This is a genomic window from Paraniabella ginsengisoli (genome assembly GCF_022513635.1).
GTDB lineage: Bacteria > Bacteroidota > Bacteroidia > Chitinophagales > Chitinophagaceae > Niabella > Niabella ginsengisoli.
Map to the genome: position 1 here is coordinate 491083 of NZ_JAKWBL010000001.1, position 15658 is coordinate 506740.

The following is a 15658-nucleotide window of genomic DNA, read 5'->3' on the forward strand; positions in this document are numbered from 1 at the left end:
ATTAATGTAAATTGCGTCAGTTTAATTTAGCCACTTATGCTACAAAGAGCCATCTTTCAAAAAATAATTGATGATTGCAAGAAGCAAAAAGTAAGTCTGCTTGTTGGTGCCAGACGTGTGGGTAAAACCGAATTATTATTGAAGATAAAAGAACATTTTGGAAAAGACTGCCTTTGGCTGAATGGCGAAGATGCAGATATTGAACAATTATTATCAACCAGAACGGTTGCTAATTACAAGAGATTGTTGGAAGGTAAAAAATTGCTTATTATCGACGAAGCTCAATATATTACAGATATTGGCAGAAAAGTGAAGTTAATGATTGATGAAATTAAACCGTTACACATTATTATTACAGGCTCCAGCAGTTTTGATTTACAGCAAAACGCAGGTGAGCCGCTTGTTGGCCGCAGCATCACCAATAAATTATATCCGATAGCGCAGATGGAATTGGCCGCGGTAGAAAACCCTTTGAAAACTAAGCAAAAACTAGAAGAACGATTAATTTTTGGTAGTTATCCTGAAGTGCTGAATATTGAATCATTAAAAGAAAAGCAGCAATACTTGCAGGAACTTGTCAATACATATCTTTTAAAAGATATTCTTGCTTTTGAAAATATCCGCAATCCGCAGAAGATAAAAGACTTATTGATATTGCTGGCGCATCAAATTGGCAAAGAAGTTTCGAACGAAGAGTTAGGCCGCAGCTTGGGCTTGAGTAAAAACACAGTAGAACGATATCTTGATTTATTGAGCAAGGTATTCGTAATTTATAAACGTAGTGGATATAGCAAAAATCTCAGAAAAGAGATTGTCAAAAGCAGTCGTTGGTATTTTTCCGATAACGGAGTTCGGAATGCGCTGATTGGCAATTTTAGTTTTATGGCGTTGCGGCAGGATGTGGGAATGCTTTGGGAAAATTATATATTGAGTGAAAGAATAAAGTACCATGAGTATAACCACAATACAGTATACAGCTACTTTTGGCGCACTTACGACCAACAGGAAATAGATTTGATAGAAGAAAATGCCAATCTGCTAAACGCATTCGAAATGAAGTGGAAAGAGCAGCAGGTGAAAACACCGGTAGCCTTCGAAAAAGCATATCCCTACGCGAGTTTTAACATTGTACATCAAAATAACTACCAAAGCTTCATTGTATAATTTGTAATTTTGCGGCATGCAAAAAAGAATTGCAACGATTATTATTTCCTTCATTTCCGCTATTTCAGCGTCGGCGCAATGTTCCATCTGTACTAAAACAGCTCAGCAATTAGGCGATGGTCCGGCACATGGTTTGAACGGAGGCATTATATACCTGGCTTTTATACCATTACTTGTAATTGGTATTATAGGCTTTCGCTGGTGGAAAAGTGAGAAAAACGCTAATAAGTAAGTATAATAAACTGGTTGCGAAAATTCTACTTTCAATTGCATACAGACCAGGTGTACGCATGTTCGGACTTATTTAAAATCACCAAAAATACAATCATCATGCTTGAACAAATTTTGGATCTTGTAAAACAACAGGGTCAGCAATCCGTCGTTCAAAACGCCGACATTCCAAATGAAAAAAATGCTGAAGTAATGAAAGAGGCGGCGAGTACTATTACTGGCGGCTTTCAAAACATGTTAAGTAGTGGAGGACTTCAAAATATAATTGGCATGTTTGGAGATAACAGCAATGAAGGTAAAGCAGGACTTTTAACTAATCCGATGGTAGCAACACTTATCAGTCAACTTGCCGGCAATCTTATTAAAAAATTGAACCTGAGTCCAGCTGTGGCTAATAACGTGGCAGGAGATATTATTCCAGGTGTGCTGGATAAGTTGAGAAATAATACACGAAGCAACGCACCGGAAAATGATGCTTTTAATTTAAACGATTTGATAGGCGCGTTTACAGGTGGGAAGAATAAATCAAATGGTTTTGACTTTCAGGGACTAATAAGTCAGTTTACCGGAGAAGGGAAGGTTGATCTTGACGAAGCTAACAAAACTGTTTCGTCACAAGCGCAACAAAAGCAACAACAGGAAAGTGGATTATCGGATTTAATCCAAAATTTTTTTAAATAGAAAACCGATTTTGCAGTTTTGGCATAATTTCTGTTATTTATTTAAATGTAGTTCTTACAAAATATAAAGTATCAAAAGTTGAGTTTTAAAATGCTTTTAAATTACTTTAACAACTACGATAAAATAAATAATTCTCTTGTACGTTTAATAATGTATAAGAATTAAGATAGTCAATTTTCTCATAAGCAGTTAGTTTTGGTTGCGACCCCTGTTTCCACAGGGGTCTATTTTTTTGCATATACTATAAGGCTAAAAATAAGGCCGACTATAGCGCCAGCACTGTCTGCAACTACATCCCACATATCATAATCACGATTGGCTACTAAATATTTCTGAACCAATTCCATTATATATCCGAACAGAATACCAGTTAGTGTAACCAGAATGAAATTTCTTTTGATTGTATTAGTCGAACTCTTGTAACGTACTATTGCACACCATAAAACGACAAATAGTGCAAAAAGTCCAAAATGGATCCATTTGTCAAAATATGGGATATTAAGAAAAGAGGCTTCTTCCGGCAGATCCGAACCCGGTATAACCAGAAGTATAACAATAATGGCCGACCAAAAAATGGCCGGCCAGTAACTATTCGATAATTTTTTCAAAATTTGAATTTTATTAATTTGACGCACTTATCCTGTTACGGCTTCGTATCCTGCAGCATCTAACAATGCATCAACATCAGCCGGATTATCAACAGTCATTTTGATCATCCATCCTTCGCCATAGGGATCTGTATTCACCAGTTCCGGCGCATTAGAAAGTGCCGGGTTAAGTTCATTTATAGTGCCATCCACCGGAAGGTATAAATCAGATACAGTTTTCACCGCTTCTACGGTTCCGAAGACTTCATTAGCTTTAAGTGCTTTTCCTATTGTCTCCACTTCTACAAATACAATATCACCTAATTCGCGCTGAGCGAAATCTGTAATACCTATTGTAGCAATATTACCTTCTAGTTTGATCCATTCATGATCTTTGGTATAACGAAGTGTATCAGGATAACTCATAGTTATATAAATATTTTATTTGAAATACAAATATGGGCAAAAGCATCCAATTTTTCTGAAACAAAACTCATTTTTTCTGCGCATTTAAAAACTGTATTGAATTTGATATTTATTTTCGGTACAACTGTAACATTTACCTGATTTTATCGACTAGTTAAGGACAGGTCATTTATGCCAAACCGCTTATGTGGCATTTCATCACTTTTATCGGTCGTTTTACACCATTTACCGTAAAATGCTTTTTATGAGCATGATCCAAAGATAGATTTGCTTTATTAAACCACTTTTATGCGTTCTTTTTTTATTGATAGCCCTTTTCACAATTGCCAAAGTAGCAACAGCCCAAACTGTAAATGGTAAAATAACAGACAACAGCCAGGTGCCAATGCCTAACGCATCTGTATCCCTTTTAAATGCAAAAGATTCATCTCTTAAGAAAATTAATGCCGCCGATAAAGAAGGTAATTTCCTATTCGAGCATATCGCCGCAGGTAAATATATATTGATGGCTACAAGCATTGGCTATGCCAAAACATATTCCGCAGTATTTGAATATGATAGTATAAGTAGCATTACACAACATTTAATTATTGACAAAAGTACCGTACAGATGACTGGTGTTGTTGTAACTGCAAAACGCCCGCCCATCGAAATGAAGGCGGGAAAGACGGTAGTAAATGTAGATGGTCAGCCTACTAATGCCGGACTGAATGTGTTGGAAATACTGGAGAAATCGCCTGGCGTATCGGTTGATGCAGATGGAAATGTAAGCCTTCAGGGAAAAGGCGGTGTAATGATATTGATTGATGATAAACCTACTTATTTGAGCGGTACTCAACTAGCCGCCTACTTAAAAAGTATACAGGCAAGCGGCCTTAATCAGATAGAAATAATGACATCGCCACCAGCTAAGTACGACGCAGAAGGTGGATCGGGTGTCATCAATATTAAAACTAAGAAAGGCACTATCAAAGGGTTTAATGGTAATTTGGACTTAAATTATATACAGGGCCTATATCCTAAATATAATGGCGGGGCCAATCTTAACTATCGCAATAATAAACTGAATATTTTTGGAAGTTACAATGGCGGTGTGTGGGAAAGCTTAGGAACAATGGCCATAAACCGAAATTTTTATAAGGATGGAGCGTACTCGGACTCTTCTGCTCAAATAACCAATCGGAAGAACGATAATGAGTGGCATAATACCAGGGTTGGTATGGATTATTATTTTACCGATAATGATGTGGCTGGCATAGTTATAAGAGGCGGTATTAGCGAATGGGAGGAAATAATCAAAGTATATCAAACTTGTACGGCACGGATAAAGCGCTCCGTTCCATTCTGGCATCACAAGGAAACAATTCGGGGCGTTCGAAAAATATCAATATTAATGGAAATTACAAGCATACATTCGATTCGTTAGGAAAAGAAATGACTACCGATTTAGATTATGGATATTATGACGACCAGGGAAAAAATTTACTTATTACAAGAGCTTTAGATGTTGATAATACACAAGTGGGCAACACCATCTCTTTACGTGGCACACAACCATCAATTGTAAATATATATAGTGGTAAAGTAGACTATATACACCCATTTTCCAAAGCACTAAAATTAGAAGCAGGTATTAAGAGCAGCTATGTAAATACTGATAACAATGTTCGGTATATGCGCGATACAAGTACCGGATGGTTTGATGATATAGAAAGAAGTAACCATTTTATTTTTAAAGAAAACATTAATGCTTTATATGGCATATTTACAGCTAGCCTCAAAAAATGGGAATTAAGTGCCGGTCTTCGGGTAGAGAATACAAACGCCAAAGGTGAGCAGGTAGAAATAGATAGTAGCTTTACGCGGAAATACACTAACCTGTTTCCGAATGTTGGTGCCGTTTATAGCATCAACGATAAAAATAAACTGAGTTTTGCCTACAGCCGTCGGGTGCGCAGACCCGATTATGATGATCTGAATCCGTTTGTTTATTTTATAGATTCGCTTACTTACGGACAGGGAAATCCCTACCTGCAACCCGAATTTTCCAATAGGTTTGAACTAAGTCATACATACAGGAGTTTCCTGACATTAACTATAAGCCATACGCGAACTGATGATATTATAACACAGCTATTAAAGCAGAACACCGAAAAGAAAACTACTTTTCAAACCACAGAAAACTTTGCAAAAAGAAGACAATGGGGAGCGTCAGTATCGATAAACAAACAATTGGTAAAATGGTGGAACCTGAGCCTTTATACCGGCGTATTTAATAATCAATACAAAGGGTTATACAATGATGGTAAAATAAATACACCGATAGAAGTTGAAATTAATGTGCTTGATGCAAATGTGACCAATAGTTTTTCGTTTGCTAAAATATGGACAGGTGAAATAAGTGGCTGGTTTAGTTCAAGTCCTTCAGATGGACTAATAATTGGCAATCCAATGGGGGCTTTAAATGTTGCGTTGGCAAAACAAGTTTTTAAGAAAAAGGAACTCTTAAGATTGGAGCCAGAGATATTCTGCGTACAAGCAACTTCAGCGGATATTCGCGATATGCTGATGTAGATATTACGGTTGATAATAACCGCCGAATGGATAATCCTCAGTTTAATGTTTCCCTCGTCTATAAATTTGGCAGTAACGATATAAAACCCGCCCGTCGCCGCACCGGCAGCGCCGACGACGAGCAAAGCCGTGTAGGCAGTGGGGGAATTAGTGAATAGCTAATGGACTATTTCGCCTCATCACATTAGTAAATTGATTAATCAAAAAGTACCATTCGCCGTAGTTTTTTAACCATTCATCGGCAAAAGCTTTTCCAAATCATGATTTACAAATAGGTTTGCACATCAATTTATAAATCAAAGTTTGTTATGAGATTCTTAGTATTGGCATTAGGTCTGTTTGTATTTCAGAATTTATCCGCACAGAAAATTGAAGGCTCTGTTAAAGATGTGGATGGGAAAGGTTTGACTGCCGCCACCGTATCGTTATTAAATGGGAAGGATTCGTCTATCGTAAAATTGAATGCTACTGATAAAGATGGTGTTTACATTTTTGAGCACATCGCTCCAGGTTATTATATGCTGATGGCGAGCGCTGTGGGTTTTGATAAAGCTTATTCCGGCACGTTTGATTATGCTGGTGATGATAAAAAGCTAGCAGATATTCAAATGGCTGCGTCAGCTACTGAAATGTCAGCAGTTGTTGTTACAGCAAAGAAACCTTTGATTGAGGTTAAGTCCGACAAAATGATTGTAAATGTAGAAGGCACGATCAATGCTACCGGTAATGATGCTTTAGAGCTTCTACGGAAATCTCCTGGCGTATTGGTTGATAAAGACGATAACCTAAGTATGGCGGGTAAAAATGGCGTTAGGGTTTATATTGACGGAAAACCATCACCACTTCGCGGTACTGATCTTGCTAACTATCTGAAATCAACTCAATCCTCAAGTGTCGAAGCAATTGAGCTGATTACAAATCCATCTGCTAAATATGAAGCTGAAGGCAATGCCGGTATTATAAATATAAGGCTTAAGAAAAACAAATCTTATGGTTTAAACGGATCTGTTAATGCAGGTTACAGTGTGGCTAAGTATGCTAAATATGATGGCGGCATTAATCTGAATTATCGCGTTGAAAAAGTAAATCTTTTCGGTAATTATAATCATAATCAGGGATTGCGATATAACAACCTGGGCCTTTATAGAGAGCAGGCTGATAGCGTGTTTGACCAGTTTGCTAATCAGGTAAACGATTTGAAGTCGCATAACTTTAAAGCAGGCCTTGATTACTTTATCAATGATAAAAATACGTTGGGTGTGTTGGTTAACGGAAGCATTTCTGATTTTGTTGAAAACAATGATGGGGAAATGACCATAGCTCCGCAATCTACCGGGGTTGTTGACCGCATCTTAAAAGCTAATTCGGATATTAATCAAAGCAATAAGAATTTTAATTATAATCTGAATTATCGGTATGCCGATACAAGCGGCCATGAATTAAATGTAGATGCAGATTATGGCTACTATAATATCAGGAATAATCAATTGATCCCTAATATTTATTATGATGGATCTGGCACTACAGAATTATTCAGAAATGTTTACAGAATGATAGCGCCAACGGATATTGATATCTACTCTTTCAAGGCCGATTATGAACAGCCATTGATGAAGGGAAAACTGGGATATGGTGGTAAGATTGGATATGTAAAAACCGACAATGATTTTGGGCAGTATAATGTTGATGCTAACAATAATGAAAGTTTTGACCGTAACAGAAGCAATCGTTTTGAGTATACAGAAAGTGTAAACGCATTATATGTTAACTATAATAAGCAGTTTAAAGGCATTGCTATCCAATTGGGCGTAAGGGCAGAGCAAACTAATTCCGAAGGGTTGTCAACAGGAGAGCAGTTTATAAATATGAGTATGCACCTTATGATTCAGCTATAAAAAGAAGCTATCTTGATTTCTTTCCAAGTGCTGCCATCACTTTTAATAAGAACCCCATGAGTGTGTTCAATATTACTTATAGTCGTCGTATAGACAGGCCAGACTATCAAAATATGAACCCCTTTGAGTTTAAGCTGAACGATTATACTTATTCAAAAGGTAATACCAATTTGCGACCGCAATACACAAACAGCTTTGGAGTTACACACACTTATAAATATAAACTCAATACCAGCCTTACTTACAGCCATGTAAGCGATATGTTCGCTCGCATCCTCGAGCCAGAAGGGTCGGTTCAATATCAAACCCCTCGTAACCTTGCTACGCAGGATGTTGTTAGCATGAATGTAACTTATCCTTTCAGCTATAAATGGTATAGTTTTTTTACCAGTCTGACTGGAAATTACACGTATTACAAAGCTGACTTCGGGGGTAACAGGAAAATCAATCAGGATGTTGTTAATGGACAAATCTATATTCAAAATACATTTAAGTTACATAAAGATTTGACTGCAGAACTTACAGGCTTATATATTACACCATTTATTTGGGAAGGCACATTTCGTGGTAAAGCAATGGGATTTGTAAGTGCTGGTCTTCAAAAAAATGTACTTAAAGGAAAAGGTACAATAAAGGCTAGTGTTGATGATATCTTTAAAACAATGCGTTTCAGAGGTATTAACGACTATGCCGGTGCCTATAGTCGAATTGATGCAGCCTGGGAAAGTCGTATGTTTAAGATCAATTTCAATTATCGTTTTGGAAGCAACCAGGTTAAAGCGGCCCGCCAGCGTAAAACAGGTTTAGAAAGCGAAGGTAAGCGTGCCCAAAATTCCGGAGGCAATCCCGGTCAATAAAAGCTTAGTTTTGTTGGTTTATAAAAGTTGTCGACTATTTGTTGGCAACTTTTTTGCATTGCATAAATCGTGAACATAATACGATATCTCAAATAAATAGATTTTAACCAGTCAATCGCCGCAATTATCTGGCAGACGTGTAAATATTTTACTAATGAAAGTTATTATACCCCTCTTGATCGGCTGTTTAGTAATTATTAGTTGCAACAATTCATCAAAAGTTAACAAGTCAGAAGAAACTGATTCGACAGTTGCGGTGAAAGACAGCAGCGTGCTGATGGATAGTATTACAGAAATGGATACTGCTTCGGCAGTGATGCCCAGGGAAAGTATTATTCAGGTTCCTATTGCAGCCGAAACATTACCTATAACAAAATTGCAAAGGACCATTACTTCAGACATGCAATCTGTTCATGTTTTACTGAATGATTTGGATGTAGGTTTGCTCAGAGTAAGTATTAGTCATAGCCTCCCTGATGCAAATATCAGGATTAGCCAGATAGTTTTGCCGGATGGAAGTACCGATGGCCCTTTTGGTCAGCAAATGTCATTTGATGTAAAACAAAAAGGTAATTATACAATCATTATTAATAAGAGCAATATGGCATCGGGGACACAAGTGGGTGATGTCTTTATAACGATAGAAAGATAAATTTGTTAGGTATGATAATTGCACCTATTAGGTAATAATAAACGATTTTTAATTTTAAAAACTATTGGTTATGGATAATGAAAATTTAAAAAAAAATCAAAAGGAACACGAAGATGCGCCTATCAAGCCAGATCCTGAAACGCTTGGAAAAACTGATCCACAGGAAGATATGGAAGGTCCGGTATCTTCATTAATGCAAAAAGGAAGCAAAGTGATGGAAAGCAAAGAAGATAAGAAAGATGCTTCGAAAAAGCATGATGAAAAAATGTAATTAAGATTACCAGGGACTGCATAGAGCTTTTGCTCTATGCATAAATTCCCTCAATAACATCTTTGTACTTTTCCATTATTACTTTTCTTTTAAGGCTCATTTTAGGTGTCATCTCACCGCCATCAACGCTCCACTCATGTTGGAGTAATATGAATTTTTTTATTTGTTCAACATGATTGAAATTAACATTGTGATGATCTATTACTGAGCGAAAAAGATCATGAATTTCCTGGCTGTTTATTATTTCTTCATCTGTTAGATCTGCAATATTATTCTCTTTCATCCAGTCACGGATCGCATTAAAAGATGGAACAACAAGGGCGCTAACAAATTTCCTTTCACTACCCAGCACAATTATCTGCTCTATAAATTTGCTTTCTTTCATCTTGTTTTCAATAGGCTGAGGAGCTACATACTTACCACCACTGGTTTTAAATAATTCTTTTTTACGATCCGTTATTTTATAAAAACGGTTTTCGATAATAGTGCCGATATCGCCTGTGTGTAACCATCCGTCTTTTATAACTTCTGCAGTTAATTCGGGATGTTTATAATAACCTAACATGACACTTGCTCCTTTCACTAAAATTTCACTGTCTTCAGCAAGTTTTACTTCAATGCCTTCAATGGGTGGCCCAACGGTTCCAAAATAAGTTTCGTTATTCTGTTTTCGGTTCACGCAAATAACCGGGCTGTTTTCTGTTGGTCCATAACCTTCATAAATAGGTATTCCGGCCGCATTAAAAATACGCAACAACTTCTCAGATGCGGCGGCTCCGCCGGTAATGATAAAACTAATATTACCGCCTAAAGCTTCGCGCCATTTGCTAAAAACCAACTTTCGCGCAATGTTTAGTTTGATTTTATACAAACCTCCCGGAGGTTTTCTATTGTCGTATTTCATACCAAGGCCAACGCTCCAGAAAAAAAGTGCCCTTTTTATACCGGTTAGTTCATTTCCCTTAGCCATGATCTTTTCGTACACTTTCTCTAATAATCTTGGCACAGTAGTAAATCCATCAGGCTTTACTTCTTTCAGATTTTCTCCAATCGTCTCCAAACTTTCTGCATAAAAGATACTAATACCGCTAAAAAGATATAAGTAGGTGATCATCTTTTCAAAAATATGATTGAGCGGTAAAAAGCTAAGTGTTTTTGTTTGTGGTTGGTCGGGAAACGGAAAACTAGCCTTCGAAAAAAGATGTTGCTTACAATATTGCTATGGCTTAACATTACACCCTTTGGTGTTCCTGTTGTGCCGCTGGTATAAATAATAGTAGCTACATGAGAATTGGGGATTTGCTTTTTTGCTGATTCTACTTGCTCCAAAAGATCAGGCGAAGCTAAAGCTAAAAGTTCTGTATAATGGGCTGCTCCTTTTACTTCATCAAAAGTATAAATGCCTTTTAAAGAATCACTATTTAATGATCGAACTTTTTCAAGTAATTCTTCATTACTAACAAATATATATTTAGCTTCGGATTCTTTGAGAATATATTCCATCTCTGCAGGACTGGTTGTTGGGTACATCGGTACAAGGATCGCCCCGATTTGTTGAACGGCCAGGTCCGCAAAAACCCATTCTGGCCTGTTATTGCTAATGATAGCAATTTTATCGCTGCCTTCCGGTGTGAAATTTTTGCCACTTACTCCTTTTGCTAATAAGCCGGCAGATAGGCGGTTTACAATATCGGCAACGTCTTTTGTTGCATGTGATCTCCATTGCCCATTTTCTTTGGCATTAAGCATATTAGTTTTCGGAAATGCGGTTAGCTGGTGCGCAACGGCATCAAACAATCGGTATTCTGGATAACCCATAGTAATCGTTTAATAACAGACAAGTTAAGAAAAATAGTTAAATAAAAGGATGCTCGTTCAGTTCTGTTTTTGCATAAAAAAACCACCCGAACAAGCAGGTGGTTTGGGACTTTATGCTATAACAAATTTATTTTAAAGAATAGGCTTGATTGACGGGCATTTTAAATACTCTTGAGGTATGGAACGCTGTAAACTTATCATATTCTTCTTTATGCGCCTGAACCCATTTTTCAAAATTAGCCTGATTGTCTACCGGTCCAAACATCCATTGGTTGTAAGAATCGAACAAACCATCTTTCATTAATTGTTGATGATAATCGAACAATTTAAAAGGGAATTCTTTTGCATAAGATGTGTTCCAGTCAAGAATAAAACGAGTACGAATCATAGCCAGGCTTTCAGGTGTAATACCCTGAGCCGAAATGCCGGATTGTTTAGCAAAAGTTTCAAGAACAGCTTTTGCAAACGCATTCTTTTGATTCGCCGCATCAGCTTTGAGATTGTTAGAAATAAAAAGCTTTTGCTTGTATGCATCTAAAACCATTTTCTTAATACTGTTTGCTTTAGGATTCAGGCTTTCCATATTTGCGTATATTTCGCCATATATTATAGCCCAAACTTTATCATCTTGCTGTTTGTAATAATATACCGCTGCATTATAATAATTGCCCCCGTAAGATGGTGCTACCTGGATACCTTTTTCCCAATGTTGTATGGCTCCGGTTGGGTTTTTCATAATCTCCAACAGTTCTCCATAGTCGTTATATAAAGGCCCGCTTTTTGGAAAATCTTTCAAACCATCTTTGTAATTTTTCTCTGCCGCACTATAATTTTCCTGTGCTTTGTAAATATTACCTGCTAACTGGTATGCAGCCGGGTCACAATCCGGGCTTGCAATTACTGGTTTAATGCTTTCTAAAGCCTTTGTATAACTTTTTTGATAATAATAGGCCAATGCCAGGTCTTTTTGAATACCCATGTCATTTTTATCCGTTTCATTAGCTTTGGTAAGCACTAAAACTGCGTTATCCAAATCGCCTGATTGCATAAAAGTTCTTGCGCGCTGACGCTCAGAAGAAAGGCTGTTTTGCGCAAGCAAATTCATGCAAATAGGTATAAATAAAGCAGTTACAAATATTTTTTCATTAAATCAATTTTTTGATACGTAAAAACACAAAAAACAAGCCGAAAATATTTTCGTTATATTATTTGAGATGCAAAAGTAGGCGAAAGGGTGGCAGCATGTAAAAAAATATTTCACAGTAATCAACAAGAATGCGAAAATATCTGAGTTGCTGGCCAGCAAAGATGAAGATTTGTAACGATAGAATATATGTGCTCATGTATGTTGTTCTGTACAAGCGATCCGCCAGCTGGCGGAAAGGAAGATGCTATTTATTCTTTTGCTGAAAACAAAATTGATATGTATATTTTATTCGGTTTTTTAAGTCGCATTGTATGAATGTTAAAACATTTAAACAGGGTAATAATTATAATCCAGAAGTTTACATTTGTAACCTCACATTTTTTGTAGAATGAAATGTCAGGCCATTTGGCTCTTTTGAATTTCTATTGTCAGATAAATTCATATTATATATATAAAATAAAAATGGATGAAAATAGCATTGGCGCAACAAAACTATCACATCGGGAATTTTGATTCGAATGTAAAAAAGATGATCGACGCGATAACGCAGGCGCGGAATGAAGGCGCAGACCTGGTTGTTTTTTCCGAACTATGTATTTGCGGTTATCCACCGCGAGATTTTTTAGAGTTCAGCGATTTTATTAATCAATGTTACAAAGCGATTGATACGATAAGAGGGCATGCTGACGATATTGGCGTGCTGGTTGGTGCGCCTGCAAGAAATGCAGATTCGCAGGGTAAAGACCTTTTCAATGCAGTCTTTTTACTTTACGAGAAAGAAATAAAAGGGGAAGTTCATAAAACGCTGCTTCCAACTTATGATGTGTTTGATGAAGGCCGGTATTTTGAACCTGCTTATAGCTGGAATGTGCTTGAGTTTAAAGGAAAGAAATTAGCAGTTACTATTTGTGAAGATATTTGGAACATGGGTAGTAATCCATTGTATAGGACAACGCCCATGGAAGAGTTGATAAAGTTTGCTCCAGATGTGATGATCAACCTTTCTGCATCTCCGTATAATTATGCGCAGGATATTGTACGCAACAGCATTGTAAAAGCGCATACACTAAAATATAATCTACCAATGTTGTATTGTAATACGGTAGGTTCTCAAACTGAAATTGTGTTTGATGGCGGAAGTCTTGTTTACAATAATGCTGGTAATAAAGTAGGAGAGTTGAAATATTTTGAAGAAGATTTTAAGGTGTTTGATTTAAATGAGCTGGTAAATAAACAGGCTGTAGGTTTGCAGGATGTGAAGGTTTACTATGCAGCGTCTGATGTTGGCGCTGACAAAAATGTGCTGGAATACCTGGCAGATGAAAAAAGTATTGAAGAAATACATGCCGCTCTGATACTTGGAATAAAAGACTATTTTTCGAAGATGGGCTTTACTAAAGCTATTATAGGGTCAAGCGGAGGAATAGACAGTTCTGTAACTATTGCGCTTGCAGTTGAAGCATTAGGAAAAGACAACGTTAGGGCAGTTTTGATGCCGTCTCAATATTCAACTTCACATTCTGTAAGCGATGCAGAACAACTAAGTAAGAATCTTGAAAACCCTTATGACATTATAGCGATCAAAAATATTTATGAAACATTTCTTACTGAACTCAATCCGATATTTAAGGATCTGCCTTTCAGCGTAGCAGAAGAAAATATTCAAAGCCGTACGCGCGGAAATTTATTGATGGCAATTGCCAATAAATTTGGATATATTCTTTTGAACACATCTAATAAAAGTGAACTGGCTACAGGATATGGTACATTGTATGGAGATATGGCGGGTGGGTTAGGTGTTTTAGGAGACGTTTATAAAACACAGGTTTATGCCTTAGCGAAGTTTATCAACAGAGATAGAGAGATAATTCCTGAACATATTTTAACAAAAGCGCCTTCGGCTGAATTAAGGCCCGATCAAAAGGATAGCGACAGTCTGCCTGAATATGACGAGCTGGATACCATACTTTTCAAATATATTGAAGAGCGGCAGGGCCCGAAAGAATTGATTGCACAAGGGTTCGATGAGAAGCTGGTCAACCGGATTTTAAGAATGGTTAATTTGAATGAATATAAGCGTAACCAGTTTTGTCCAATCATCCGGGTTAGCTACAAAGCGTTTGGTGTGGGAAGAAGAATTCCTATTGTGGCAAAATATTTGAGTTGATGAGGAGGCAGGGGAATAGGAAGTGGTAAGTAGCGAGTAGGAAAAATGAAAAATGATAAATGGAGTCTGCATTTCCCCCTCGCTACTCGCTATTTCCCACTTTGTCATCACTATTAACTATTAACAATGAACTTAACAAAGACAGCAGAAGATATTAAGATATTAAACGAAAAGATCGCTAATGCAAGCACTTTTGTAGACCGGCTTAAAGATGAAGTTGGTCACATTATCGTTGGGCAGGCGCACATGCTTGATCGCCTGTTGATCGGATTGCTAAGTAATGGCCACGTTCTTTTGGAAGGTGTTCCTGGCTTAGCTAAAACGCTGACGATAAAATCGCTTGCAACAGCTATTCAGGCTAATTTCAGCAGGATACAATTTACGCCAGACCTGCTACCTGCCGATGTGATAGGGACACTGATGTACAATCAGCAGCAAAATGATTTTGTGGTACGCAAAGGGCCCATTTTCGCCAATTTTATTTTGGCAGATGAGATAAACCGTGCCCCAGCCAAAGTGCAGTCTGCATTGTTGGAAGCTATGCAGGAGCGGCAGGTTACCATTGGCAATACAACTTATAATCTTGAAGAGCCATTTTTAGTATTGGCCACGCAAAACCCATTGGAACAGGAAGGAACATATCCGCTACCTGAAGCGCAGGTTGACCGATTCATTATGAAAGTGATCGTTCGTTATCCTGAAATGCAGGAAGAACAGTTGATATTAAGATCTAATGTACAGTCCGTAAAGATGCCGGAAATCAACCCTGTCGTAAATATTGAAGATGTTCTACATGCGAGAGATTTGGTTCGGAATATTTATTTAGATGAAAAGGTTGAGCAGTATATATTGGATATCGTTTTCGCTACAAGATATCCTGGCCGTTACGAAATGCAAAAGTTAGAACCATTGATTGCATACGGTGCTTCACCGCGTGGTAGCATTAATTTAGCGCTGGCAGGAAAGGCTCAGGCTTTTTTGAAAAAAGAGGGTTTGTTATGCCTGAAGATGTTAGAAGTATAGCGCATGACGTGTTGAGACATCGTATTGGGCTTACTTATGAGGCAGAAGCAGAAAATGTAGATGTAGAAAAAATTATCGATGAAATATTAAGTAAGGTGAATGTACCGTGAGGGGTGGAGAGTTGACAGATGGAAGTTGACAGTTGATAGAAAAACTATAAAAACA

At 37.3% G+C, this 15658-nt stretch carries 17 protein-coding genes; 12 read left to right on the top strand and 5 right to left on the bottom strand.

Translation table 11 applies throughout. The features are described 5' to 3' along the window. Positions 1-36: 36 nt before the first annotated feature. The 3 genes from MKP09_RS02755 (at position 37) to MKP09_RS02765 (ending at position 2076) form a co-directional block, all read left to right on the top strand. Entirely contained in the window at positions 37-1164 is a 1128-nt protein-coding gene (locus MKP09_RS02755) for an ATP-binding protein (protein ID WP_240826323.1), read from the top strand. A 16-nt stretch (positions 1165-1180) separates the two neighbouring features. Next, positions 1181-1396, top strand: coding sequence for a hypothetical protein (locus tag MKP09_RS02760; RefSeq protein WP_240826324.1), 216 nt, complete (start codon positions 1181-1183; stop codon positions 1394-1396). A 98-nt stretch (positions 1397-1494) separates the two neighbouring features. Next, complete coding sequence (locus MKP09_RS02765; protein WP_240826325.1) at positions 1495-2076, top strand: hypothetical protein; 582 nt, start codon at positions 1495-1497, stop codon at positions 2074-2076. A gap of 224 nt (positions 2077-2300) precedes the next feature. Here the strand turns inward: MKP09_RS02765 and MKP09_RS02770 are convergent, their stop codons facing one another. Beyond that, on the bottom strand, positions 2301-2684 hold the full coding sequence (locus MKP09_RS02770) for a VanZ family protein (protein ID WP_240826326.1): 384 nt from the start codon (positions 2682-2684) through the stop codon (positions 2301-2303). A 27-nt stretch (positions 2685-2711) separates the two neighbouring features. Beyond that, complete coding sequence (gene gcvH, locus MKP09_RS02775; protein WP_240826327.1) at positions 2712-3089, bottom strand: glycine cleavage system protein GcvH; 378 nt, start codon at positions 3087-3089, stop codon at positions 2712-2714. A 304-nt stretch (positions 3090-3393) separates the two neighbouring features. Here gcvH and MKP09_RS02780 point away from each other — a divergent pair, with 304 nt between their 5' ends. From MKP09_RS02780 to MKP09_RS02800, 6 genes are all read left to right on the top strand, one after another. Further along, a complete protein-coding gene (locus MKP09_RS02780) occupies positions 3394-4515 on the top strand; it encodes a TonB-dependent receptor (RefSeq protein ID WP_240826328.1) in 1122 nt (373 codons plus the stop codon). Further along, on the top strand, positions 4401-5663 hold the full coding sequence (locus tag MKP09_RS02785; RefSeq protein ID WP_240829140.1) for an outer membrane beta-barrel family protein: 1263 nt from the start codon (positions 4401-4403) through the stop codon (positions 5661-5663). The genes MKP09_RS02780 and MKP09_RS02785 overlap by 115 nt, the downstream gene beginning before the upstream one ends. Positions 5664-5971: 308 nt before the next feature. Further along, complete coding sequence (locus MKP09_RS25260) at positions 5972-7558, top strand: outer membrane beta-barrel protein (protein ID WP_262915085.1); 1587 nt, start codon at positions 5972-5974, stop codon at positions 7556-7558. 35 nt (positions 7559-7593) lie between these two features. After that, positions 7594-8415, top strand: a complete 822-nt coding sequence (locus tag MKP09_RS25265) for an outer membrane beta-barrel family protein (protein WP_490355041.1) — start codon at positions 7594-7596, stop codon at positions 8413-8415. A gap of 154 nt (positions 8416-8569) precedes the next feature. Then, on the top strand, positions 8570-9067 hold the full coding sequence (locus MKP09_RS02795) for a hypothetical protein (RefSeq protein WP_240826329.1): 498 nt from the start codon (positions 8570-8572) through the stop codon (positions 9065-9067). 70 nt (positions 9068-9137) lie between these two features. Continuing rightward, positions 9138-9338 (top strand): hypothetical protein, encoded by a 201-nt coding sequence (locus tag MKP09_RS02800; RefSeq protein ID WP_240826330.1) that lies wholly within the window; start codon positions 9138-9140, stop codon positions 9336-9338. A gap of 34 nt (positions 9339-9372) precedes the next feature. Here MKP09_RS02800 and MKP09_RS25270 read toward each other — a convergent pair whose 3' ends face one another. The 3 genes from MKP09_RS25270 to MKP09_RS02810 all read right to left on the bottom strand — a co-directional run bounded on the left by MKP09_RS25270 (position 9373) and on the right by MKP09_RS02810 (position 12261). Continuing rightward, the gene (locus MKP09_RS25270) at positions 9373-10452 is read right to left on the bottom strand and encodes an AMP-dependent synthetase/ligase (RefSeq protein WP_262915086.1); all 1080 of its coding nucleotides are present in this window, start codon (positions 10450-10452) and stop codon (positions 9373-9375) included. Beyond that, positions 10449-11156: an AMP-binding protein gene (locus MKP09_RS25275; RefSeq protein ID WP_262915087.1), complete on the bottom strand. Its 708-nt coding sequence runs from the start codon at positions 11154-11156 to the stop codon at positions 10449-10451. Before MKP09_RS25275 ends, MKP09_RS25270 begins: the two co-directional genes overlap by 4 nt. Before the next feature lie 127 nt (positions 11157-11283). Beyond that, positions 11284-12261, bottom strand: a complete 978-nt coding sequence (locus tag MKP09_RS02810) for a tetratricopeptide repeat protein (RefSeq protein WP_240826331.1) — start codon at positions 12259-12261, stop codon at positions 11284-11286. A 508-nt stretch (positions 12262-12769) separates the two neighbouring features. Between MKP09_RS02810 and MKP09_RS02815 the strand changes: the two genes are divergently transcribed. The 3 genes from MKP09_RS02815 to MKP09_RS28565 all read left to right on the top strand — a co-directional run bounded on the left by MKP09_RS02815 (position 12770) and on the right by MKP09_RS28565 (position 15603). After that, entirely contained in the window at positions 12770-14470 is a 1701-nt protein-coding gene (locus tag MKP09_RS02815) for an NAD+ synthase (protein ID WP_240826332.1), read from the top strand. Between the two features lie 126 nt (positions 14471-14596). Then, positions 14597-15493, top strand: a complete 897-nt coding sequence (locus MKP09_RS02820; RefSeq protein ID WP_240826333.1) for an AAA family ATPase — start codon at positions 14597-14599, stop codon at positions 15491-15493. Further along, complete coding sequence (locus tag MKP09_RS28565) at positions 15469-15603, top strand: hypothetical protein (RefSeq protein ID WP_240826334.1); 135 nt, start codon at positions 15469-15471, stop codon at positions 15601-15603. The genes MKP09_RS02820 and MKP09_RS28565 overlap by 25 nt, the downstream gene beginning before the upstream one ends. The last annotated feature ends 55 nt before the right edge of the window (positions 15604-15658 follow it).